The organism is Ruegeria sp. CDSC054, from assembly GCF_059610645.1.
The window spans coordinates 83,484-106,477 of record NZ_JBXWOA010000012.1; the positions used below are offsets into that span (position 1 = coordinate 83,484).

The window sequence follows — 22,994 nt, forward strand, 5'->3', positions numbered from 1 at the left end:
GCTATTTATGTTTGTGTCTTTCCTGAAATTAGAATCCGGCAAGCCAAGCCGCCGAGGCTAGAGGATGTATCCAGTGTTAGCTTGCAGCCGTAAGCGTTCAACAAGTCAACTGTTATGGCCAAACCTAAACCGGTTCCTCGAACAGAAGTGTCCAGCCGCCCTCCGGAATGCAGTACCCCTTCACGTGCATCTTCTGGAATTCCAGGTCCGTCATCCTCAATGCAAATCTCAATACCGCCCGCAACACGTTTGGCAGCTATGTGAATTCTTGTCCGACACCATTTCAGAGCGTTGTCGAGGAGGTTTCCAATCACTTCTTCGATGTCTTGAGCGTCCATTCGGACCTGAAGTCCGCTCTCGCATTCTGTCGTTAAAGATTTTCCTTCACGCTCTGCCGTGACCGAGAACAATCTGGATAGCCTATTAACCGAATGAGTAAGATCAGTTCGAGAGTATGTAAGTTCAGCGGTGTTTGACGCACGCATGCGTGCAAGGGAGCGCTTGAGCTGAGCATCGATCCTGTTCAACGCGTCGTCGGCAGGTTCGGTATCTGCTCCGTTGTCCGACAAAGCTGCCAGTTCGTTTCGGAGGATCGCAGTCGGGGTTTTTAGCGCATGCGCCAAATCAGCCGCTTGCCGTCGAGAACCAGATACAATCTCGCGGTTTCTGTGCAGCAATTGATTGAGGTCCTCGACAAGTGGCGAAACTTCTTCCGGATAGCCCTCCGGCTTAAGATCGTCTCCCTTGTCCCAGCGATGCGCCACATCTGCGCGCAGCTTCCTGAGAGGACCGACAATTGCAGACATCAACATCAATGAACCAGCAACTCCGATCAAGCCAACCAATCCAAAAACCGGCAGCAAGTTGTCCTGCGCGGCCCGGCGTTCGCTGATCAGCTCTCCTCTGCTTTCAGCGACAGTCACGCCCCATTCGGTTCCGTCTTCGAACGTGATCTTCTGAAACACACTTCGCACGGCCTCATTATCCGGGCCAGCGGTGTTCCAGACGACTGCCTCTTCCCTCAAGCCAGCAGGTTCGGAAATTGTTTCGTCAAAGAGCGATGCGGACGTAAATATGGCGCCGCTGCCATCCGTCACTTGCCAATACCTGCCGGAGTACGGCGTTCCGTAGGCCGGGTCGAACATGAGATCACGCAGAGCCTCAGGGTCGTCTGTGGTTGCGCTCAGGCCGACAATAAGTTGCGTGTGCCTGTCGCGCAGCGTCTCATCAAACTGTTCCAGGACGCGGGTATTGATGTAGGAAAACACAACGAGTGTTCCGACACCCACAGAAAGGGCGCCAGTCGCGAGGCCGCCAAGCAACGCGCGTTGGCGAAGCGACAACATCAGGCGGTATCGATCATATAGCCGCGCCCTCTGACAGTCGTAATAAGTTCAGAGCCTAGTTTTTTACGCAGCCGGGTTATGAAAACAGCAATGGTGTTGGAATCCCGATCGCCGTCGTATTCGTAAATGTGTTCTGACAACTCGGTGCGCGAAACCATGCGTCCCATGTTGTGAGCAAGGTAGGTAAGAACGGCGATCTCTTGCGCGGTCAGAACCACAGGAATTCCACCAACACTGACGCGCCCGTTTCGTGTGTCGAGCGAGACATCCCCCATTTCGATCACAGGGTTCAACTGACCGCTTTGTCTGCGCAGGATTGCACGCACACGTGCTGCCAACTCGGGCATGTGGAACGGCTTGGTCATGTAGTCATCAGCGCCGGCATCCAGGCCATCCACGCGCTCGCTCCACCCGTCGCGAGCCGTCAGGATCAAAACAGGCGTCTTAACGCCTGCACTACGCCATTCACGCAAGACAGAAATACCGTCGCGTTCTGGCAACCCGATGTCGAGGATGATTATGTCGTAAGGTTCTGTCGCACCCAGGTGCAGGGCGTCTGTACCATTGTTGGCCACATCTACAACACGGCCTTCCGCAATTAGAAGTTTTTTAACCTGCTCGCATAGTTGCGGTTCATCTTCAGCCAGAAGTACTCTCATATTCAAAAGCTACAGTCGCAACGGCATTAGTTTAAGCACTATTTTTAACGATCGCCTTTGCCGTTCCCGCCAGAATTCCCACCGCCGTTGCCATTGCCACCTGCGTTACCACCGCCGTTCCCATTGCCGCCGCCGTTACCGTTGCCGCCACCGTTGCCATTGCCGCCGCCGTTACCGTTGCCGCCACCGTTGCCATTGCCACCGGCGTTGCCATTGCCGCCGCCGTTGCCTCCAGCATTGCCATTGCCGCCGCCGTTACCATTGCCTCCAGCATTCCCGTTGCCACCAGCGTTGCCACCTCCGTTGCCATTGTTTCCACGGCTCGTAGAAGTATTGCGACTGTTGCTGACGTCAGCAGGTGTCGAACGCGCTGCTTTCGATATTTGTCGACCAACACTGGATCGATTGGAAACGACCGTTCCGGTCTGGGCATTCACAATTACACTGACAATTTTTCCATCGGGCTTTTTGACAAGAATGCGATAGTAAATTTGATCAGCCTGAAACGCGCGCGCATCAACGGGGGTGCCACCAAAGGCTTTCTCGACGCCTTTGATAACCCGTTTCAAACGGATGGTGCCGCCGGTCAAGGTCGCCTTGCGCAGTTCACCTTGCATGAGCTCGCGCGTCTGGGCAGCCGCTTCCCCAATGGGCAAAGCAACCAGCAAACTTGCAACAATCAAGATCACCTTCGCACGCATGAACGTCCTCGTATTTCGCGGCTAGAGGCTACGTCTTTCGACATGAACCGATGATGAACAAGCAGTTAGCCCTGCGTTCAAGCACCCTCAAGTTAAATGGAAACGAACTTTGAAGATTCGTACGTGAATCGAGACTTTGGAACACAGAGAGCCGATTTAAAGAATTAACGTCCGCTGATTTCCACTGAGGAGGCTGTTATGAAAACCACCAATTTTGGACTGTTAAAAGCATCAACCTTGGCAATCGCGTTGCTGGGATCAACTGCCATCGTGGCCACCATCGCCGCGCCGGATGTAGCCTTTGCTAAGGAAGGTAAAGGCAATGGCGGAGGAAACGGTAAAGGTGGAGGAAACGGCGGCGGAAAAGGTGACGCTGGCGGAAACGGCAAGGGCGCCGATAATGGAAACGCTGGAGGAAACGGCGGCGGAAAAGGTAATAGCAGCGGCAAAGGGAACTCAGATAAAGGAGACCGTAGCGACCACAGTTCTGCCGGTAACAAAGGCGGAAAGAAAGATGCCGACAAAGGCCGGAGTGGGCGAAGTGCTGGGAAGTCCATTTTTGGAAACTCGAAGTCAAAATCCTCGCGCTCTGCTTCTGGGAATAGCGGTCGTTTTACATTGAAGGATATCTTGAGCGGAAAAGGTAAGACTAGAACGTTTAACACTTCAAAGAAAAACACGACCGCTCATAGCGGTAAGCAAAAGCCAAGGACATATTCGAAATCATCAACAACCGTGGTTGTCGAAGAGTCCATCCGCCCGGCCGTGCGAACCAAAGGGAACAGTATGGCGGCGCTTCTCGGCGCTCACCCGTCCGAATTAGGAGCGCTTAACGCAGCCAATGCCAACGCAACTGCATTAGAAAACGCTGCACCCAATTCCCGTGTCGGTCGAATTGCCAATTACCGAGACACCGTTCTAGCCGGAGAGCCGCTGCGCGAGGAGCTTGCGGAACAATTGGAAGAACTCGCCGGATTGGAACCTCCAGAGCGGACTATTCCGGAGATAGAAGAAGACTTGCGCACAGCTCTGGTCGACGTTCAAGAGAATCAAGAGAGGGTCGAAGACCTTGAACAGGCGCTCGAAGACGCCGGTGGAACGGATCCTGAAATCGAAGAACAGCTCGAAGAAGCACGTGCGGATTTAGACAGTTCGGTCGAAGAAGCACAGGACCTGAACGACGAACGACAAGCTGCTGTTGAATACGAAGAAGCAACCGAAGAAGTGCAAGAACTCGTTGATCTGGTTGATGAACAAGAATTGGCTGAGCGAGAAGCGCTGGAAGCCGCAGCCAACAAACCCGTCACCGACGCAGTTGAAGAAGAGGTGAAAGCGTTGTTGGGTCTGTAACGAAAGATCCCAGCCTCTTCCCGTCAATCAATTCGAAGTGCTGACCACTCACGGAAGCACTCAGCGCCGGGCCAGCCAAATGTTTCCCAAGAGTGAGAAGCGGCTGGCCCGAAGTTCATTGAGTTCGCCAAAGGTTGCGTCAATTTCCCTAGGGCGCACAAAAAGAAACCCCGCCCCAAACCGGAGCAGGATTTAGTTATCAATTCCAATATTTAGGACGAATATCGGGAATTGTTTGAGAGTCTGCTGAACTGTCTTCAGACGTTGTTATGTGCCTCAAAAAGCCGCTTGTTTTTAACGATTTCTGTCAGTGCATTTTCTATAGGAGGGAAGCGACCACTGCTCGACCTTGTTGTGGTTGACAAACGTTCCACGGCAACTTTGCCGGAGGTTTGCATCACAGTTGTTGGGCTGGACTCTTCAGTCACAAAGGCAGACTTAATCATGCGTTTCCCCTTGTCAGCGATCAAACGGTTTACAACTCGTTCGATCCAACATGAGCACTATGCCTCAGTTTGATTGAACACTTTGAGAACACATTGTTCACGTTCGGTTAATGTTGTTCGCGAAATAAAGACAAAGGATTAAGCGGGCGACGAGGTGGACGAAGAGCACCCTAACCTGGCACTTTGGTTGGATCATGCGATCACAATCTCAGCACATGGTCTCAGGTCGTAAGCAATTTATCGTACAGGAAAGCGACTCTTCGCTGATGAACTCGCCATTACCCATTCAAACTCATATCTAGGCTGTTAAGATAGAGAAGGTGCTCGTTAGGAAAAAAATTATTGGAGTTTTGGCGCTGGCACTGACCGCACAAGGTGCGTCACCAGCCAACGCAAATCCCAGTTTGTGGAGCCATAACACAGGGCAAGCTAGTGGAGTTGGCGCTACCCGCCAATCCAAGTGAAATCCAAATCCGGACTTTGTCCACCAGGCTTGGCGAAAAAAGCGGTCCCGTTCGTACCGCCAGGACAGGCCAAAAAATACCGTCGTCGGGACTACATTTATGATGGGTATGCCCGAGTCGATAATCCTAGCCGGTGGGGATTACGGCGCAATGGATATTACGTGCGAGCCGGAAACTACGTTTACGAAATAAACCGTGAAACTTATGAAGTGTTGAACCTGATAAGGGCAATCGCTGATGTCCTGAATTGAGTGCATTGGTGGTTTCTCGCACTAAATTCAGTTTGCAGTCATTCGGTCGAATTGCCAGATTCGAAGGGATGGACCTGCGCAAGACCTCAGTTGTGGCGAAGAATTCATCTAAACTGCGTCTATGGTTGGCCCGAACGGGGCTTTGGCAAAGCCTTCGCCACGGACTTTTTTGCTTTCTTAAGCAACTCGGGATTTGCAAAGCTCAGCTGGGAACGTCCGGTTTGAGCCATAGACCCGTCACAAGCAACCATTTAACCGACGGCAGCTTTGTCCGGAGGCTGTGTGAAAACTCTGACCGGTCGGCGAAACATGCCGAAAACTCCTTTTATGTGCATTCTCTCGCGCTTCTGAGAGACCATTCGCACAGGCGCTGAAAACGAGCGCGACGAGAGAGTTCGTGAGAACTAGCACCTAGAAGCTTATGATGCCTTCAAAAGGAAACAGACATCATGAACTCTCAAGCTTTAGGTGAGTTCACAAGTGATTAGAAAATACAAAACAACTCCATGCGTTCGGCTACTCAATTCCCGTTGGGAAGGACGGCCGTCGACTGTGGCCCAGGCAATTGTAAAAAACGAAGTGAGTCGTCCGGCATCACCCAGACTGCGAAGAGAAGTGTGACCCGGAAGAGTGAATATGGCCCCTTACAATCAAGGAAATCGAGCTTGACCCAAACGCTCAATTGGAGAAACGGACCTTGAGCTCTAAGCTCAAATGCTTCAATGGCATCCCGATCTCTGGACATTCACAACAAAGGCGCACGCATTTCATTAGTCCCTGATCCCGCCGAGCCAGGCACTTGTCGCTTCAAGCCCTTTGCGCAAGACAGAAAACATCTGCTCAATTTCACTTTCGCTAATCATTAGGGGCGGTGAAAGAACACACATGTTGATCACAGGTCGAACAAGTAGCCCACGTTTCTGGCATTCAATATCGATTTGGCCGCCAATCTCGTAGTCGCATCCCAGGTCGCTCCGGGGATCACCATCAACTGAGCATTGAACGCATCCCATCAACCCCATCCCGCGCACATCGGCAACGATGTCAATCTGACGCAGCTGCTGTAGTTGATCCTGAAATACCGGAGCGACGTTCCGAACGTGTTCGAGAAGCTGTTCCCGTTCAATAATTTCCATACTTTTTAGACCAGCGGCCGCGCTGACCGGGTGGCCAGAATAGGTGTAACCATTAGAAAAGGTAGCATCTTTTCCCGCAACGTCGGCGATCAATCTATCCGAGATAACCGCGGCGCCCATAGGTGCATACCCGGATGTCATTCCTTTGGCACAGGTGATTATGTCTGGCTGAATGCCAAAAACTGCATCAGACGAAAACCAATGACCCAATCGCCCAAAAGCTGTCACCACTTCGTCCGAGATATATAGAACATCATACTTCCTGCAGATGTTTAGGCAGCCTTCGTGATATCCTTTTGGCGGTACGATCACGCCGCCAGATGCCAGAACAGGTTCGGCGATAAAAGCGGCAACATTTTCTGGACCAAGTGCCACAATGGCGTTTTCAAGATCGGAAACCTTCTCTTTCAGAAAGCTCTCTTCGCTTTGACTAGTTGCACGGTAGAGCGGATTCACGTCAGGCAGGAAATGTGCGAGGTCATCCGCCTTGTCTAGCCAAAGCCTGTCACGCTCTTTTCCACTGACGCTGGCCGCCAGATAAGTGCTTCCGTGATAGGCTTTTTGCCTTGAAATGATCTTCTTTTTCTCGGGCAGACCCAAAAGGTTGTTTCGAAAGTGGACAAAGCGGATGGCCGTATCCACCGCAGTGGAACCGCCAGTGGTAAAAAAGACATTGTTCAAGTCGCCCGGCGCCCGTTTGGCGATTTCGCGTGCGAACCGCGCGGCAGTCGAGTTGGAGTTGTTAAAGGGCGAGAAATAGGCAAGGTTCCGAGCCTGCTCAGCCATGGCCTCGGCCATCTCCTCGCGCCCATAACCGATCTGGGTGCACCACATGCCGCCCGGTCCATCGATCAAGCGTTCGCCTTTTTCGTTCACCACATGGATGCCGCTGGCACCTTCGATAAAAGTGCGGTCGTTTTCGCCCAAAGTTGCCATCCCTTCCCACGGGTGCAGGAAATGGTCGTTGTCCCAGTGCTTGGCGATAGAATTATCCACGGCGGGCCATACTTTCTGCGCTCATCACAATTGGGAACTCTTCGCGCACCTGAGCGTCTGAAGCGCCGAAGTAGTTGGGGAAATGGCTATCGAGAATGGAATTGGCCTTGTCACGGGCGCGGTCCAATAGATCAGTTTTGCCTTCGTTTTCCCATGTATCTGTACGCTCACGATCCATGAGCCGCGGGTAGACAAATTCGGTGTTCATATAGTTCAGCGTGTGTGGGTTGCCGAGGAAATGACCTGGGTCGATGGCGCATTGGTGGATCACATCCACCGCCATGGTTTCATCTGTGACTTCTATCCCGCGTAATGATCGCAGGATCATACCACCCGCTTCGTCATCGATAACCATGCTTTCAAAACTGCATCCCATCAGGCTGCCGATCATACCGCCAAACTCGCAAAGGCGATTGGCACCGGCATGTGCGGCAAGTGTGAAGGTCAGCGCCTTTTCCAACCCGTATTGCGCGTCGGGTATTTTGGCATCGGTCATGCCTGCGCCAACGGATGTGGGCAGGCCATAGAAATTGCCCATCTGAATGGCCGCTGCCCCGATGAGAGCCTGTTCACCGCTGCCGCCGGTAAACGACCCGCTGCGCAAGTCCGTGATGAAGGGCCAGGCGGCAAAACAGACCGGGCAGCCCGGCGTAATGAGGTTTACAATGGCAACGCAGGCCAGTGTTTCGGCCACGGTTTGAACCAGTGTTCCCGCAAGCGTCGCGGGGGCTGTGGCCCCGGCCTGAGGAGGCACGGCCAGATCGACAGTCAGACCAAGCTTGGCGGTATCAATCAGGATTTCCATGTTTTCCTTACCGATCCGCAGGGGCGAAACCATGGGGCAGCCACCAAAAATGACGCTTGGCTTTTTCATGAAAGCGCCTTCACCACCCTGAGCCAAATCAAACATGCGGATGGCGTGCGGGATATGGCTGCGGTCGCGAAAGGTCAGACAGGCAGGCTTTTGGCTACCTGCGAGCATCGCATATATGGTGTTCATGTCGTGAGCGAAATCATCTGTCACGTCGGTGGCCAACACCGTGTCGCCCAGCATATGAATATTGTCCAAACGGTCAACCAGGCGAGTGAAATCATAAACATCGCGCAGGACCGAAGGGCGATAAGTTTTGGTCTCGGAATCGAAGGTGGTGACGGCGGTGCCAGAGTTGGCGAAATAGACACTCTCTGCCTTGCAATGCATGTCGTCTTTGCCTTCACGCTCTCCGCGGGCATGGACGTAAAATTCCCTGGCAGCACCAGCCAGAATGTCTTCCATCAGGGCACGGGGGAAGCACAGTCGATTGAGGTCATTCATCACCGCGCCCTTGGGCAGCACCAGATCAAGCAGTTCCGGGAAATGGTCGGTGACGCCGGTGTTTTCCAGAACGGTCAGGGCCGCTTGGTGGATGTTCTCCATATCTGATTGGGTCAACGGCTTATAGCGCCCGCCGCTTAAGCCTCCACGCACGGCCTCGTTGCCCGTGGTCGCCTGTTGCACCTTTATGCGCGCGGCGCGCCCACCACCACCGCGACGGCGTGATTTTGCCTCAGCCATTACCGGCCATCCTTTGTTCTGGTTCCGGGCTGATCATGGTGAAATAGAAATCGTAAAAATCCTGGATCGAGGTTTCCATTTCGCCCAAGGGGCCCGGTTGGAAGTATTGAGAATTCACGCCGGACTGGTTGTGGCGAATGATGCGCTCGTCATCCAAAGAGGTGACATGCCAAAGCCAGGTCAGGTCTTCCTTGTCGTAATCCTGGCCTTCTTCGGCGTCAGCGCGAACCAGCCAGACCACCTGAATGTCGGTTTCCTGTAGGCCACGTGGAACAAAGCGGTAACCCACCATGTGATCCGAATAGATCAGGAACCAATTCAATGGACCAATATCAAAGTCAGTTGCGCCACCGTCGAAGCCTTTCAGCGCTCCAAGCAATGGCGCAAGCGCCTCGCCCGATTTGCTGCCGGTTTTGTAACCTTGGTAAAGCGGGTAGCGCCGATAGTACCCGCTGGTGAATGGGGTGGGCGCAGCCTCGCCAACAAGCGCCAATTCATCGGGCGTCAGCCCGACTTCTACAGCCCTTGCATTCAGCGGCTCGACCAAGCCAGCCATGTCTTGTGGCGATTTCAGGCTATGAGAGCGAGAGTATTCTTTGTGTGCTGGTCCGCAGTGGTAGCATTCAAGATAGTTCTCAACCGCCAGTTTCCAATTCGCTGGAACCGGAAATGACGCCGTATGCGCAATTTTCAAGTCGTCTAAACCATAGGGTTCGACCAAAGGCGCAAGTTGGCTGAGGACAGGATCAAGCGATGGCGTGTTTGCATCGGCACAGACAAAAATCAGGCCTTTGAAGACACTCACCTGAACGGGAAATAGCCCGAATTTGGATGGGTCAAAGTGTTCTCCCATGTTGTGGCCCGCACGAAGTTTCCCCGATAGCTCATATGTCCAAGCGTGATACGGGCAAACAAGAACACGGGAGTTGCCGGATTGTTCAGTGCAGACGCGAGATCCCCGATGCCGACAGACGTTCAAATGAGCGCGAACTTCTCCTTCGCGGTCGCGAACAATAATGATGCTCTCCGGGCCATAGTCGAACAGAAAATAGTCTCCGGGGTTTGGGATTTGGCTGACATGCCCGGCCCAAAGCCAGTTACGGTTCCAGACCTGGGCAATGTCATAGTTATAGATGTCTTGCGAGGTATAGAATTCACGCGGCAGCGCGTGGCCGTACTGGTGCGAGGCCATCAAAGCATCTAACTCAAACGGTCGGCTGTTCATCACGTATCCTCCAAATCGATTATCTCGCGGCGAAACCAATCCTTGTCTGCTTCTGCCTTTGGGCGTTCAAAATCGCGTGCCGCGCGGTGGCCTGCGAAGACTGCGTCCACGATCAACCCCGGAGACGCGGCATCGCCAATAAGTTCGAGGGTTTTCAAACCGATCCCGTGCAAGCTGTCATAAAGCGCTGTCTCTCGGTGGCGCTCGGTAACCAGAATTGTCGAGGCACACGGAATATCCGTTTCGCGTCCGGTAAAGGCGCACCCGATGCGCGCCACATCACCTTCTATCGTCGTCAGCACCTGATTGCAGCGAATGTCGACGCCAAGTTCGATCAGGCGGGCCTGAATGCGAGGCTGCTCCAAAGTATTTACGGCGTAAGCAGAGACCAAACTCTCCGGCGTGACAAAGACCACCTGGTATCCTGCAGTCGCCAGCTTTTCGGCGATTACCCCTGCCAGATAAATGTGGTCATCATCATAGATCATCACCGGGCCATCCGGGGGCAAAAGGCCGTTCATAATATCATCAGGCGTCAACACTTTGGCGGTTTGCTCGATCTGAGGCATATGGCGCTGCGTGCTACGGCCCATGCCGTCGGTACGCCAGTGGCTGCCGGTGGCCACAAAGACATGTTCGACGCCAAGCTCTGCCACCTGATCGCCATCAAGCCTGCTGTTGGTGAACAATTGGACATTACCGCGCTGCTTCAGATCATTCAGGCGATAATCGACGACGCGGGACCAAGCCGCGAGGCCGGGAAGTTTGCTTTCCATTGCAACACGTCCACCAAATTCAGCTGAGGCTTCGGCCAAGGTCACCTGATATCCTCGCCTTGCCAACTGCGTAGCGCATTCAAGACCAGCAGGGCCACCGCCAATAACCAAAGTATCCGCGTTGCTCTTTTTCGGCGCGATGATCTCGGGGTGCCAACCACGCCGCCATTCCTCGCCCATGGTCGGGTTTTGGGTGCAACGGATCGGGATGCCCAGATTGTCAGATGAGACGCAGATATTACAGCCGATGCATTCGCGGATTTCGTCAATGCGACCCTCTTCAATCTTTTTGGGAATGAATGGGTCCGCGATGGAAGGTCGCGCCGCTCCGATGAGGTCGACAATTCCCTTTTTGACCATCGACAGCATCATGTCGGGGGACGTCAGGCGACCGACACCAACCACAGGTTTCCGTGTGATCTGTTTGACGTGCGACAGAAACGCGTTCTGATATCCGTCTTCTGGCTGAAAACGGGTTGTCGCACTGTCATTGGACCAGTCGGCTACATTCACATCCCATAGGTCAGGAAGATCGGCCAAAAGCTCGACCACGGCACGGCCTTCTTCTGAAGCCTGCATGCCGTCAGCGCCCACCATCTCATCAATGGCAAAACGGAGCGCCACAGCGCAGCTGTCACCTACAGCTTCGTGGGTATCTTCCAGCAGTTCGCGTGTCAGGCGCACGCGATTTTCAAGCGACCCGCCATATTCATCACTACGCTGGTTCATATGCGGCAGCATGAAATGTTGCGCCAAAGTCATGTTGTGTCCGGCATAGACGTAAATGATGTCAAATCCGGCATCTTTCGCGCGCAGGGCGGCCTCGCGGTGCCAGCGGCGGAACTCGCGAATATCAGCTTTGTCCATGGCCTGCGCCTGCTTGGGATGCGTCGTATCGACAGACATCTCGGAAGGTGCAAGAACCGGAGCCCGGGTCAGCAGGTTCTGCGCATGGTTGCCATTGTGCACCAGCTGGATAGCTGCCAGCGCACCATGCGCATGTACCGCATCCGTCATCAGCCGCAATGCGGGAACATCGCGCCCGTCCCATAGCCGCCCCTCGGCGTAAGGAGACAGGTCTGAGGTTGGGTGAATCTCGGTCTCCTGATTGGAAACCACCGCCCACCCACCTTCGGCTTTCATCCCACGAACGGCGGCATCCGCCCGCGGTCGGACATGCCCCAGCCCGGTGCAATGTGGCACCTGATAAAAGCGATTTCTGGCTGTGACTGGTCCAATCTGAACCGGTTCAAAAAGCAGAGCATATGGGTTCGCGTTCGACATGTTCACGCGTTTTCCTGTATCTGGGATCCGGAGCCGTAAGGCCCCGGAAAAGTGGTTGTGTTAGAAGCCGGCTTTGATCCGTTCAAATTCTGCCAGCATTTTCGCCTCAAGCTCGGGATTCACCGCATCAAAGAACAAACTGCCTTCGAAGAAGCTTTTAGGGTCAGCAAAACCATAGGCTTCGATGTTGGCCTGATCGGCAACTTCGAACGCTTTTGCGTTGGAATGTGGGTAGCCCCAGTTGTCGATGATGTACTGACCGCTGGCAGGGTCAGTGAGCGCGTTCAACAGATCGTAGACCTGATCGACCGGAGTCGTGGAAGACTTCAGATGCACGTAACCGCACGCCCAAGTCGCGATGCCCTTATCGACATCACGCATCATCGCGGCAGGCACTTCGTTCCAGATCAGGTTCAGTTCTGACTGGTTCCAGGCCCAACCCAATTCGATCTCACCGCTGGTCATGGCCTGATCAAATTGACCCGCATCGGACCAGTAAAAGCGCATGTTCGGGTGGATCGAGCGCAGGAAATCAGATGCTTCCTTGAACTGCTCGTCGCTCAGATTGGTATAATCGTCGGCGTTTCCAGTGGCCAGCGCAGCCAGGGCGTACGCAGATGACGCGGCATCCGGGACGGCGATCTTGCCTGCATAGGCCGGGTCCGCCAGCATTTGTAGCGAAATATCATCGCCTGAGATTTTGTCGGTGCGGTAGATAAGGCCCGTGTTCCCCCACTCGAACGGCAACATGTAAAGCTTGCCGTCTAGGACGATGGCGTCGACTTCCTTGATCTCGGGCAGAACATCGGCCCAGTTGGTCAGTTTGCTTTCATCCAGCGGCTGGATCAGGTCGGCTGCGACCCATTTCCGGACCGCGTCAGAACAAGGATGCGCCAGATCAGCCGTGAAACCCGAACTTAGTTTCGTAAAGGCTTCTTCCTGACTTCCGAAATAGGAATAGCTTGGTGCCTCATTCCCGTATTTTTCCATGTAGCTGGCAAAGAACCCGGGATCTTCATATCCCGACCAGTCAAAAACCGTCAGATCGGCGCCACCTGCTATGGCACTTCCCGTACTTATCGCCGTCGCACATGCGAAGGCCGCAATTCCCTGAAGTCTCATTTTATCCTCCCACTATTTTACTTTGTGTCTGTACCTAGATCGATCACGCTTGCCCCCTGAAGCCCCAGCCAAACTGCGTCGCCGCGTTTGAAATCGACCGTGTGGAAATAGTTTGGAACTGAGACCGAGATTGGTTTCTCAGCTCCCGCCACCCGAATGTGGTAGTGAATGTTCTCGCCATAAAAAGCGACGTTGCTGACAGTGCCCTGAACCGTTGATGGATAGTCTTCGGGCTTTTCAGCAGCGATTTCCAATTGTTCCGGGCGAATACCGATGTTCATGTCTTTAGAGCTGGTCGCAACGTTGGGATTTCTCTCAATCTCAATCCGCCCGAAGGCGGCTGCATCGATCGACAACATATTGCCGGATTCGCCCAATAACTGGGCAGGTAGAATGTTCATCTCACCGATGAAACTGGCCACTTGCTGATCACAAGGCCGGGCATAAAGCGTGGTTGGTGTGTCCACCTGCTTGAGCCGTCCATTGAACATCACGCCAATACGATCGGACATGGTCATCGCCTCATATTGGTCATGGGTGACCATCACAAAGGTGATGCCAAGCGATTGCTGCAGGTTGCGCATTTCAAACTGCATCTGTTCGCGCAGCTTCTTGTCGAGTGCTGACAAGGGCTCGTCCAGCAACAATACTTTGGGTCGCATGATCAGCGCGCGGGCAAGCGCCACCCTTTGCCGCTGCCCACCCGACAATTCACTAGCGCCGCGATCCTGAAGACCTCCTAGCTCGACCATTTCCAGGGCTTCGGCTACGCGCTGGTCGATCTCTGCCTTGGGGGCCTTGCCCCGTAATCCATAGGCCACGTTGTTCCCGACGTTCAGGTGCGGGAAGATGGCGTAGCTTTGAAAGACCATGTTTGTTGGGCGGTTGTTGGCAGGCACACCTTCCATATCCTGACCGTCGATCAGCACAGTGCCCTCGGTCGGTTCCTGGAAACCCGCGATCATCCGCAATACCGTAGTCTTGCCGCATCCCGAGGGGCCGAGGAGTGAGAAAAACTCGCCCTCTTTGAGATCGAGATCGATCCCGCTGGCCGCCAGGAATGTGCCATAGCGTTTCTCGACGCCCCTGAGTTCTATGATGTTTCTGTCTGTCATCGGACCTCTGATGCGGATGAGCGGCGGCGGAAGTACTCGGCCAGTACCAAAAGCAGAACCGAGGTGAGCAGCAGGATAGAGCCCAAGGCCAAAACGTTTGGAAGCTTGGCGGGGAAACGGATCTGGCTCCAGATATAGACCGGCAGGGTTGGCTGGTTGCCGGACAGGAAAAAGGCCAGGACGAACTCATCGAAGCTAACCGTAAAAGTGACCAGCATACTGGCTATGATACCGGGGGAAACGACCGGCAGTGTCACGCGGCGGAAGGTTTCGAACACGCCGACGCCCAGATCGTAAGATGCCTCTTCCAGCGACGCGTCGAAGTCATCGAACGCGGACTTCAAGATCGAAACGGAAAATGGCAAGGCGAGGAACGTATGGCCCAGAACAACGGTGAGCAGAGATGGTTTGAGACCGAGAAACAGAAACAGAACCAGCATTGACGAAGCCACGATAATGCCCGGAATAACCAAAGGCAGCATCACCAGTCCTTCAGCTGCACGCTGACCCCGAAAACGATAGCGAACAAAGGCACGAGCAGCAAAAAGCCCCATAGCGGTGGATAGAAGTGCGACGACCGTGCCGACACCCAGCGAATTCCAAAGGGCCTGGATCAACGTATCCTGCTCGCCCAGCTTCCGATACCAGTCCAGCGTCCAGCCCTTGATCGGAAAGGCAACGATTGTACCGCTGTTGAACGAGAACAAGGGCAGGAAAAGGACCGGCAGGTACAGAAAAACCAAATACAGGAAAGCGTAAGCTGTCAGGGTCGAAGGACGTTTCATCTGATCCGCCTCCCAAGCCGGGTGGCGGTAATGACAAAGACAATGGCGACGAAGCCAACCGACAGCATTGCGATCAGTGACAGCGTAGCTCCGAGCGGCCAATTGTTTGCGGCACCAAACTGGACCTGAATAAGATTGGCAATCATCTTCCCGTCCGATCCGCCGACCAGTGCGGGCGTTACGTAGTCGCCGACAGTCGGAATGAAGATGATCAGGCAAGCAGCAATGATCCCCGGGATCGTCAGCGGCAGCGTCACCCGCATGAAGCGTTGCAAAGGGCTGTTGCCGAGGTCTGTGGCGGCCTCCAACAGACTTGGATCGATCTTCTGCAACGAGACATAGATCGGCAGGATCGCAAAAGGGGCCCACGCATGAGCAAGCGTCAGCACGACTGCGAATTCATTATAAAGCAAGAAGTCGAGCGGTTCGTCAATCAGACCAAGCATCAGCAGTGCAGAATTCATCACCCCGTTGAACCCAAGGATGAGTTTCCAGGCAAATACGCGCAGCAGATAGCTGGACCAGAACGGAATGGTGATGAGCAGAAGCCAGATGGTCTTTTTCCGGGCCTTCATCGCGATGAAGTACGCAATGGGATAGGCCAATGCGACAGTGACTACCGTAACTGCTCCGGCAATCCAGATCGACCTTAGCATTAAGTGTCGAACCAGCGGATCAGCAAACGCGTCGCTATAGTTTTTCAACGTCGGTGTCTTGTCGAGCGTTACGTAGGTTTGGGTCCAGAACGAATAGGCAATCAGGATCACCAAAGGCGCCGCCACCAGAAATCCCACGTATGCCGTGGCTGGTGCGCTGAGGGTATAACCCCGGGACGCTTCGCTACGAAAAATCACCCTATCTCCCATCTCGGTACTTACGAGTCGCTAATGGACGATCGTCCATTTAATGTTGCGCCAGAAAGGCCTTTCGTGTCAATCTCCCTGTGAGCGGCCCATATGAGAAGACCCTAAGATAATGGAATCATTGAATAGAGTGACAGATCCTAAAGGAAGAAAGCGTAGTTCGAAGCGCGATCCAGAAGCCAACAGGCAGCTTCTGATCAAGGCGACACTGGATACTATTGCTGATATTGGAGTCACCGATACCTCGGTCAGTCGCATCTGCGAGCGCTCAGGTCTGTCGCGCGGAATGATCCATTTGCATTTCGGGGGGAAGGACAATTTGCTGACCGCTGCGGCCCAGCATTTCAGTACTGAGTATTATGCCGAGATGGACAAAATGACCGATCTGGGCTCGGATGCATCGCCCGAAGACCGAGTGATGGCTGTGATCGAGGCGGATCTGTCCGAAGCTTTGCTCAATCCACGAAGTACGAAAATCTGGCATGCATTCCGAGGCATCGCAAGTTCACACCCAGGTATTGCCCGATACAGCAGCACTCAGGACCCCAAACTTGTCGAGACTTTGCGGCGTGCGTTCTTGGAGATAGCCCAACAAAACGAGCAAGATCCGAACTTGGTGGATGATGCCACCAGCGGAACTCTGGCCTTGCTGGAAGGTATGTGGGTAAATTACCTGACCGATATGCAGATGTTTTCGCGACGACGCTCTGCGGAACTTATTCGAAGGTTTTTAGGCGGGCTTTTCCCAGGCAAATTCATGTTATGAGCCTTGGCGACGCTCAGATTGGACGTAGAGACAAAACCCCTTCTTGGAAAGCCGACAACCGGTACTGGTGATACCCCCAGCTACTAAGCGCCATCCAGCCGAACACGCGACCTATCCATTGCCCAGCAGGGCATTGCAACGCAATGTCCCGAGAGGGATTCAGCCAGAGCCGTCCTTTCATCGGTTGTTTTAGGGGCACTTTCAGCCCCTCTCGTAGCCAAAGCCTTTCAATTGCGTATTCCCAGTCGATTGCCGCTTGGATCCCAATAGTGCTGCCGCCCAATCTTGTAGAGAATTAGCGATGGGGCATGGAACCATCAAAGGCAAAAAGCGTGAAGACCTCCGAACATCGTAGCGGTTTCTGCCTTTGGTGAGAACTTTTCAAGGTTGATAGCTATGAAGCAACAACGAGTCCTGATCCTAGGTTAGTGTTGGCTAAAGCAGTGGAGAAGGTTCATGCCATGGCGTCAACAGGGCCTTCTTGCAAAGCTGGCGCTAAATTATCTCAGGCTTCAAATCCTGGAATCAGAGCGGTAGGAAATGAAGTCGCGTTATCAGGCTGATCGACACATCAGATTTCGCGAACCTTGGATCAAAAATTGCCACCGGAATTGGATGCCGCACCAAAGAAAATGTGCCGCCGCTTGTGTCGCTTCGGCGCTTCAAATCTCGTAAAGGTGCTTCCGGACAGTTGGATCGATCCTATTGCTTTGGGCAGGGTAGATACCGCAGGAGGCAATGGCCTCGCGTGCTGATACGCGCTCGTGCAAGCGCTTCCAGATTGTTTTGGCTGCGTAGGGGTGCGGGTATGGGCGCCAGGCGACGCCCATGGTCATGCCGCGCAGATATTTTAGTTGCTGGCGGTGTGCGGAATACAAAATCGTATTGGCGACGCTGCCTTCGCGCGCCAGCTCATGTTCGGTCACGAATATCCTGTTACCCCGCATCGTCACTAGACCAGAGTAACGCGAAATCTGGTGTGTGCTCTTGTCTGGCGAGGTGGCAATTTCCCGGGATCGAATAGTGAACAGTCCGTCACTTTCCTGAATTCGGATCAGGGAACAAAAAATCTTACCTTCCCAGGACGGCGTGCAGAAATAGGAATGATAGAAGCCTACGTAACGTCGCAGGTTTTTTTGCTGGCCCCGAAAAGGGCCCAGAAACGCGTCCGTAGGTGTATTCCCGGCTTGTGGCAGAGCACGCTTGAGCATTCGTTCGAAACTTGCTGTTTCCGCGAATAGGTCGGCTTCTGTCAGGTCGAAATGACGCGCAATACGGCGCATGTTGTGAGCAGACGGCAGGCTGGCGCCGTTCAGGTAGCGATTGAACTGCTGTCTGTTGACGCCGATATCTCGGCAAATCTGCGAAATGTTCCCATGCTCTGCGCATAATGATCGCAGGTTGGCAGAAAAATTCTCTGACATAGGCAAAACCTTTCGCGTTCTGACGCTATATCACGACAATTCGCGTCAGTTCGCGCAAGATCGCACAATTTGTTTTATCTGCAAATCGGTTTCTTCTTCGGCATCACTTTGCAACAGACAAGCGACCAGATGCCAATTGAACCTATCGAAAACACATGGATCACGCTCGCCGACGGGCGACGGTTGGCTGCGCGCATCTGGTTGCCCGAATCCAGTCCCGCCCCTGCAATTCTGGAATACCTGCCTTACCGCAAACGCGACGGCACCGCGCCAAGAGATGAAACGACACACACCGTATTTGCCGACGCAGGTTATGCCTGCGTCCGGGTCGACATCGCGGGCACCGGGGACAGCGAAGGGCAGTTCGACGACGAATACTCCGAGCAGGAACTGCGCGATGGTGAAGAGGTCTTGGCCTGGATCGCCGCGCAGGATTGGTGCGACGGTCATATCGGGATGATCGGAATATCGTGGGGCGGATTCAACGGCCTGCAACTGGCCTTTCGGCAACCACCTGCTTTGAAGGCCGTTGTCAGCGTCGCCTCGACCGTGGATCGCTATGCGGATGACATCCATTTTATCGGCGGGTGCCTGCTGAGTGACAACATGAACTGGGGCAGCCAGATGTTTGCCTATTTGACCCGCCCCGCTGATCCGGACCTTCGTGCAGACTGGCGAGAGGACTGGCTGGCTCGGCTAAAAACCGTTCCATTCTCTGCCGCAGATTGGCTGCACCATCAAACGCGTGACGCGTTTTGGAAACATGGATCGGTTTGCGAGGATTGGTCTGCGATCCAAACCCCCGTTTTGGCAATCACCGGCTGGGCAGATGCTTATGTCAATGCGCCCCCGGCTTTGGCGGCAAGTCTGACGGTGCCAACCAAAGCCATCATCGGGCCGTGGGAACACCGTTATCCTCACATCTCTAAACTTGATCCTGCAGACTTTCATTCCGAAGTGATCGGCTGGTTTGACCGCTGGCTGAAGGGGCAGGAAAATGGGGCCGAGGACCTGCCCGCGTACCGAACGTACATGCAGGAGCATTTTAATCCGACGGCGCACAACTCTGCCCGGCAAGGTCGTTGGATTGCCGAAACCACCTGGCCGTCGCCGTACGTGTCCGAACAGGTCTGGCATTTGACACCCGGCGGGTTTTCGCAGGAACCGGCGGCAAATACGGTTTCAATAGCCTCGCCCAGTCATGTCGGCGGGGAAGGCGGGTATTTCTGCGCTGGCATGCGGATCGACAATGAACTTGCAGGCGACCAGGCAAGGGATGATGCCCTGTCGGTGTGTTTTGACAGCGCACCGCTGCAAGCCCCGCTGGAACTGCTGGGCCGCGCAAAGCTAAAATTCCGGTTCTCGGTGGATCAACCCGTTGCCCAGCTTGTCGCAAGGCTGTGCGATGTCTCGCCCGAAGGAGTATCGCAGCGCATCAGCTATCGTCCGTTGAACCTGTGCCACTACCGCAGCCACGAAGCGCCCGAAACCCTGCAACCGGGTGAAATCTATGAGGCCGAGATTGCCCTAAATGAGTGCGCGCATCATCTGCGCGAGGGTCACGTGTTGCGACTCGCGCTGACGACGTCGTACTGGCCGATCGTTTGGCCATCGCCCCGTTCGGCCGAGGTGACTTTGCACTTACAGGAATGCGCCCTGCATCTGCCGGTGCGCGGCGTCACGCACGAGGTTCAAGCCTCGGAACCTGGCCCGGCGCAGGATTATCCGGTTCTTGCTGCTGAACAATTGCGTCTGCCATCCGCGCAATCCGAACGCATCATGACTGACAATGGTCGGATCGTTCTGGAGACATATGATGACTATGGCAAAGCGCGCGATCCCTACCATGATCTGACTGTCGGTAGCGACGTGCGCATGCACTACGGCATTCACCCCGATGATCCGGCATCCGCATGTTTCGAGACCGCCTGGAATTTCACCTTCGAACGAGCGGATTGGCAGGTCGCCATCTCAACCGAATGCCGGATGACCTGCGACACGCAAAATTTCTATCTCTACCGCAAACTAAGCGCCACTGAAGGTGCAGATGAAATCGAAGTTTTGACGAAGGAATGGTCCGAAACCATTCCGCGCGGGCTTCTGTGACTTAATCCAAGGGAGGATACTATGAAGATCGAATGGACAAAGGCCAATGTAGGTCGGCGGAGGTTCCTGAAAGGTGCAACGGCGCTTGGGGCCGCTACGGCGCTTCCGATGGGATGGGCGAACCGTGCGCTTGCTGCAGATGACGGCGTGCTGCGGGTGCGAGCCTATGGCGATGCGCAGAACATGGACCCAGCCCATTCTGTTGGTGTCGTTGAAGAAGAGGTTCATGCCTCGATCTACAACAAGCTGATCCAGTACAAACCAGGCGAGGAATGGGGCTGGCAGATGGATGCCGCCACGATGATCGAGCAGGTCGATCCGACGCATATCAAATTCGCGTTGCGTGACGATATCGGGTTCACCAATGGATTTGGCGCCATGACAGCCGAGGACGTCAAGTTCAGCATGGAACGGATCGTGGACGACGCGACCGACAGTCCGAACAAGCCCGATCTGGGGCCATTCAGCCATGTGGATGTGACCGGTGAGCGTGAAGGCACGATTGTACTGAACAAACCGTTCGCACCGATCTGGTCGATCGCCCTTCCGTACATTACCGGCAACATCGTGTCGAAATCCGCGGTCGAAGCCGCCGGTGGCCGGATCGGCGCTGATCCGGTTGCGGAATCCGGTCCTTACCTGCGCGACAGCTGGTCGCCCAAGGAAAAGACTGTTCTTAAGCGCAACCCCGACTGGAAAGGGGACGCGCCCACTTGGGACACCGTCGAGATCTATCCGATCGATGATGAAAACACCGCCGAGATCGCTTTTGAGGCCGGTGAACTGGACGTCACCCGCGTGTCGCTGGGTTCGGTCGAACGGTATCGTGCCGGGGTTCCCAATGGTGGATCGCTGGTCGAGAAACCGTCGCTTTATTATGTCTGGATGGGCATGAACGTTGAGCATCCAAAGCTGCAAAATCAAAAACTGCGGCAGGCGATTCAGCACGCGGTGGATGTCCCCAGCATTCTGGAGGCGGCGTATTTTGGTGCTGCTGAGCCATCAACCGGCATCATCGCACCGGGTCTTGCTGGGCATCGGTCCTCTTCGCTTGTGCCACCCGCGGCAGACTTTGAAAAAGCGGCGCAGTTGCTAGCGGAGTCCGGTGAAACCAACGTCACGCTGACCCTAGACACGTTGAACAAGACGACCTTCACAACAACCGCTCAGATCATTCAGGCGACATTGGCGCAGATCGGGATCACGGTTGAGGTGAACGTTTTGGAATCCGGTGCATTCTGGGCGTCCGGCGACAATGAAAACCTGCAGCTCGTTTTGAACCGTTTTTCGATGACCCCAGATCCGTATTATGCGACGTCGTGGTTCACGCCTGAACAGATCGGAAAATGGAACTGGGAACGCTTTAACAGCCCGGAATTCAACGAAATTCACGAAACTGCGGCTGCGGAAACGGATATCGCAAAGCGGGCGGAAATGTATCAGCGCGCGCAGGATCTAATGGAAGAAAGCGGCGCCTATCGCTTCATCACCCATGAGGCAACGCCGGTTATTCACAGCGCTCGCGTCATTCCCGCATTGCGGCCAGATGGCCTGTCGTTGCTTCGCTATTTCGGCAAGGCGACCTGACCTCCCCAGGTCGACCGGGTACGGCGGGCGCATAACGCTCGCCGTGCCAAATTGAACGCCATCAAGCCACAAGGAGCCAGTTGGCCATGCTAAGTTTTGCAACCCGTCGCTTCGGGCTGTCGCTGCTTATCCTGTTCGTGGCGGTCACCGTCATGTTCCTGATGATCCGCGCCGTGCCTGGCGATCCGGTCCAGATCATGCTGGGCCCGCGTGCCACGCCCGAACTTCAGGCCCAACTCACAGCGGCGCTGGGGCTTGATCAACCGATCTGGAAACAGCTTTTGATCTTTTACGGAAACCTTTTGCAGGGTGACCTTGGAACCGATGTTTTCTCGGGCCGTTCCGTGACCGATATCGTGTTCCAGCAATTGCCGTTCACGCTGGAACTGATTTTTGCATCAATCCTGTGGTCTGCAAGCCTAGGTATTGCACTTGGTGCTTATGCGGCGGCGCATCCCAACACGCTGATCGACCGGATCGCCGCCGCAATATCCGTCAGCTTCGTGGCTGCCCCGGCCTTTGTTGTCGCGCTTTTAGCGCTGCTGGTATTCGCCGTGCATTTGCAATGGTTTCCCGCCATCGGTGCCGGAGAGGGGTTCTGGGACCGCCTCGACCATCTGGTTCTGCCAGCCTTTGCCATCGGCCTCAGCTGGGTCGGCTATATTGCTCGACTTGTACGCGCTTCGATGCTCGAGGTTATGGGCGAAAGCCATGTGCGCACCGCGCGCGCCTTTGGGATCGCCGAGCGTCGCGTGGTCATGGTTTATGCACTGCGGATCGCCATTTTGCCGGTCGTTACCGTGATCGGGGTAGGGATGGGCTTTCTTCTCAGCTCCGCCGTTTTTGCAGAAATTGTCTTTGCCCGACCGGGTCTGGGCAAACTGGTGATCGATAGCATCACCACCCGAAACTACCCGATTGTTATGGGTTCGGTCCTCATATCAACGGCGTTGTTCGTGGTGTCGACCGCGTTGGCAGACCTGATCAATGCGTTGCTCGACCCACGCGCACGCACGGCTCATTGAGGAGGGAGCGTT

18 protein-coding genes are annotated in these 22,994 nt (G+C 54.6%); 5 read left to right on the top strand and 13 right to left on the bottom strand.

Going from position 1 to position 22,994, the window contains the following annotated elements; translation table 11 throughout:
- Nucleotides 1-5 precede the first annotated feature (5 nt).
- The 3 genes from AC2FGC_RS19080 to AC2FGC_RS19090 are packed head-to-tail and all read right to left on the bottom strand — an operon-like array spanning nucleotide 6 to nucleotide 2,706.
- Nucleotides 6-1,346: a sensor histidine kinase gene (locus tag AC2FGC_RS19080; RefSeq protein ID WP_496725619.1), complete on the bottom strand. Its 1,341-nt coding sequence runs from the start codon at nucleotides 1,344-1,346 to the stop codon at nucleotides 6-8.
- Complete coding sequence (locus AC2FGC_RS19085) at nucleotides 1,346-2,005, bottom strand: response regulator transcription factor (RefSeq protein ID WP_496725618.1); 660 nt, start codon at nucleotides 2,003-2,005, stop codon at nucleotides 1,346-1,348. The genes AC2FGC_RS19080 and AC2FGC_RS19085 overlap by 1 nt, the downstream gene beginning before the upstream one ends.
- A gap of 44 nt (nucleotides 2,006-2,049) precedes the next feature.
- Nucleotides 2,050-2,706, bottom strand: a complete 657-nt coding sequence (locus AC2FGC_RS19090; protein WP_496783172.1) for a PepSY domain-containing protein — start codon at nucleotides 2,704-2,706, stop codon at nucleotides 2,050-2,052.
- A 198-nt stretch (nucleotides 2,707-2,904) separates the two neighbouring features.
- Here AC2FGC_RS19090 and AC2FGC_RS19095 point away from each other — a divergent pair, with 198 nt between their 5' ends.
- Nucleotides 2,905-4,056 carry a hypothetical protein gene (locus tag AC2FGC_RS19095; protein ID WP_496783173.1) on the top strand — a complete coding sequence of 384 codons (1,152 nt, stop codon included), beginning with the start codon at nucleotides 2,905-2,907 and terminating at the stop codon, nucleotides 4,054-4,056.
- A gap of 257 nt (nucleotides 4,057-4,313) precedes the next feature.
- Here AC2FGC_RS19095 and AC2FGC_RS19100 read toward each other — a convergent pair whose 3' ends face one another.
- The 9 genes from AC2FGC_RS19100 to AC2FGC_RS19140 all read right to left on the bottom strand — a co-directional run bounded on the left by AC2FGC_RS19100 (nucleotide 4,314) and on the right by AC2FGC_RS19140 (nucleotide 16,077).
- On the bottom strand, nucleotides 4,314-4,502 hold the full coding sequence (locus AC2FGC_RS19100) for a hypothetical protein (protein ID WP_480794126.1): 189 nt from the start codon (nucleotides 4,500-4,502) through the stop codon (nucleotides 4,314-4,316).
- A gap of 1,485 nt (nucleotides 4,503-5,987) precedes the next feature.
- Nucleotides 5,988-7,349: an aminotransferase gene (locus AC2FGC_RS19105; RefSeq protein WP_496725615.1), complete on the bottom strand. Its 1,362-nt coding sequence runs from the start codon at nucleotides 7,347-7,349 to the stop codon at nucleotides 5,988-5,990.
- The gene (locus AC2FGC_RS19110) at nucleotides 7,342-8,904 is read right to left on the bottom strand and encodes a trimethylamine methyltransferase family protein (protein WP_496725614.1); all 1,563 of its coding nucleotides are present in this window, start codon (nucleotides 8,902-8,904) and stop codon (nucleotides 7,342-7,344) included. Before AC2FGC_RS19110 ends, AC2FGC_RS19105 begins: the two co-directional genes overlap by 8 nt.
- Entirely contained in the window at nucleotides 8,897-10,129 is a 1,233-nt protein-coding gene (locus tag AC2FGC_RS19115; RefSeq protein WP_496725613.1) for an aromatic ring-hydroxylating oxygenase subunit alpha, read from the bottom strand. The genes AC2FGC_RS19110 and AC2FGC_RS19115 overlap by 8 nt, the downstream gene beginning before the upstream one ends.
- A complete protein-coding gene (locus AC2FGC_RS19120) occupies nucleotides 10,129-12,189 on the bottom strand; it encodes an oxidoreductase (protein ID WP_496725612.1) in 2,061 nt (686 codons plus the stop codon). The genes AC2FGC_RS19115 and AC2FGC_RS19120 overlap by 1 nt, the downstream gene beginning before the upstream one ends.
- Before the next feature lie 60 nt (nucleotides 12,190-12,249).
- Nucleotides 12,250-13,311, bottom strand: a complete 1,062-nt coding sequence (locus tag AC2FGC_RS19125) for an extracellular solute-binding protein (protein WP_109310916.1) — start codon at nucleotides 13,309-13,311, stop codon at nucleotides 12,250-12,252.
- Nucleotides 13,312-13,328: 17 nt separating this feature from the next.
- A complete protein-coding gene (locus tag AC2FGC_RS19130; protein WP_496725611.1) occupies nucleotides 13,329-14,426 on the bottom strand; it encodes an ABC transporter ATP-binding protein in 1,098 nt (365 codons plus the stop codon).
- Nucleotides 14,423-15,211: an ABC transporter permease gene (locus AC2FGC_RS19135; RefSeq protein ID WP_109310914.1), complete on the bottom strand. Its 789-nt coding sequence runs from the start codon at nucleotides 15,209-15,211 to the stop codon at nucleotides 14,423-14,425. The genes AC2FGC_RS19130 and AC2FGC_RS19135 overlap by 4 nt, the downstream gene beginning before the upstream one ends.
- On the bottom strand, nucleotides 15,208-16,077 hold the full coding sequence (locus tag AC2FGC_RS19140; protein WP_496702811.1) for an ABC transporter permease: 870 nt from the start codon (nucleotides 16,075-16,077) through the stop codon (nucleotides 15,208-15,210). The genes AC2FGC_RS19135 and AC2FGC_RS19140 overlap by 4 nt, the downstream gene beginning before the upstream one ends.
- A gap of 109 nt (nucleotides 16,078-16,186) precedes the next feature.
- Here AC2FGC_RS19140 and AC2FGC_RS19145 point away from each other — a divergent pair, with 109 nt between their 5' ends.
- Nucleotides 16,187-16,840, top strand: coding sequence for a TetR family transcriptional regulator C-terminal domain-containing protein (locus AC2FGC_RS19145; protein ID WP_496725610.1), 654 nt, complete (start codon nucleotides 16,187-16,189; stop codon nucleotides 16,838-16,840).
- A 662-nt stretch (nucleotides 16,841-17,502) separates the two neighbouring features.
- Here the strand turns inward: AC2FGC_RS19145 and AC2FGC_RS19150 are convergent.
- A complete protein-coding gene (locus AC2FGC_RS19150) occupies nucleotides 17,503-18,264 on the bottom strand; it encodes a helix-turn-helix transcriptional regulator (RefSeq protein ID WP_496725609.1) in 762 nt (253 codons plus the stop codon).
- Between the two features lie 129 nt (nucleotides 18,265-18,393).
- Between AC2FGC_RS19150 and AC2FGC_RS19155 the strand changes: the two genes are divergently transcribed.
- From AC2FGC_RS19155 to AC2FGC_RS19165, 3 genes are all read left to right on the top strand, one after another.
- Nucleotides 18,394-20,370 carry a CocE/NonD family hydrolase gene (locus tag AC2FGC_RS19155; RefSeq protein ID WP_496783176.1) on the top strand — a complete coding sequence of 659 codons (1,977 nt, stop codon included), beginning with the start codon at nucleotides 18,394-18,396 and terminating at the stop codon, nucleotides 20,368-20,370.
- 21 nt (nucleotides 20,371-20,391) lie between these two features.
- The gene (locus AC2FGC_RS19160; RefSeq protein WP_496783178.1) at nucleotides 20,392-21,957 is read left to right on the top strand and encodes an ABC transporter substrate-binding protein; all 1,566 of its coding nucleotides are present in this window, start codon (nucleotides 20,392-20,394) and stop codon (nucleotides 21,955-21,957) included.
- Between the two features lie 86 nt (nucleotides 21,958-22,043).
- Complete coding sequence (locus AC2FGC_RS19165; protein WP_108859860.1) at nucleotides 22,044-22,982, top strand: ABC transporter permease; 939 nt, start codon at nucleotides 22,044-22,046, stop codon at nucleotides 22,980-22,982.
- The last annotated feature ends 12 nt before the right edge of the window (nucleotides 22,983-22,994 follow it).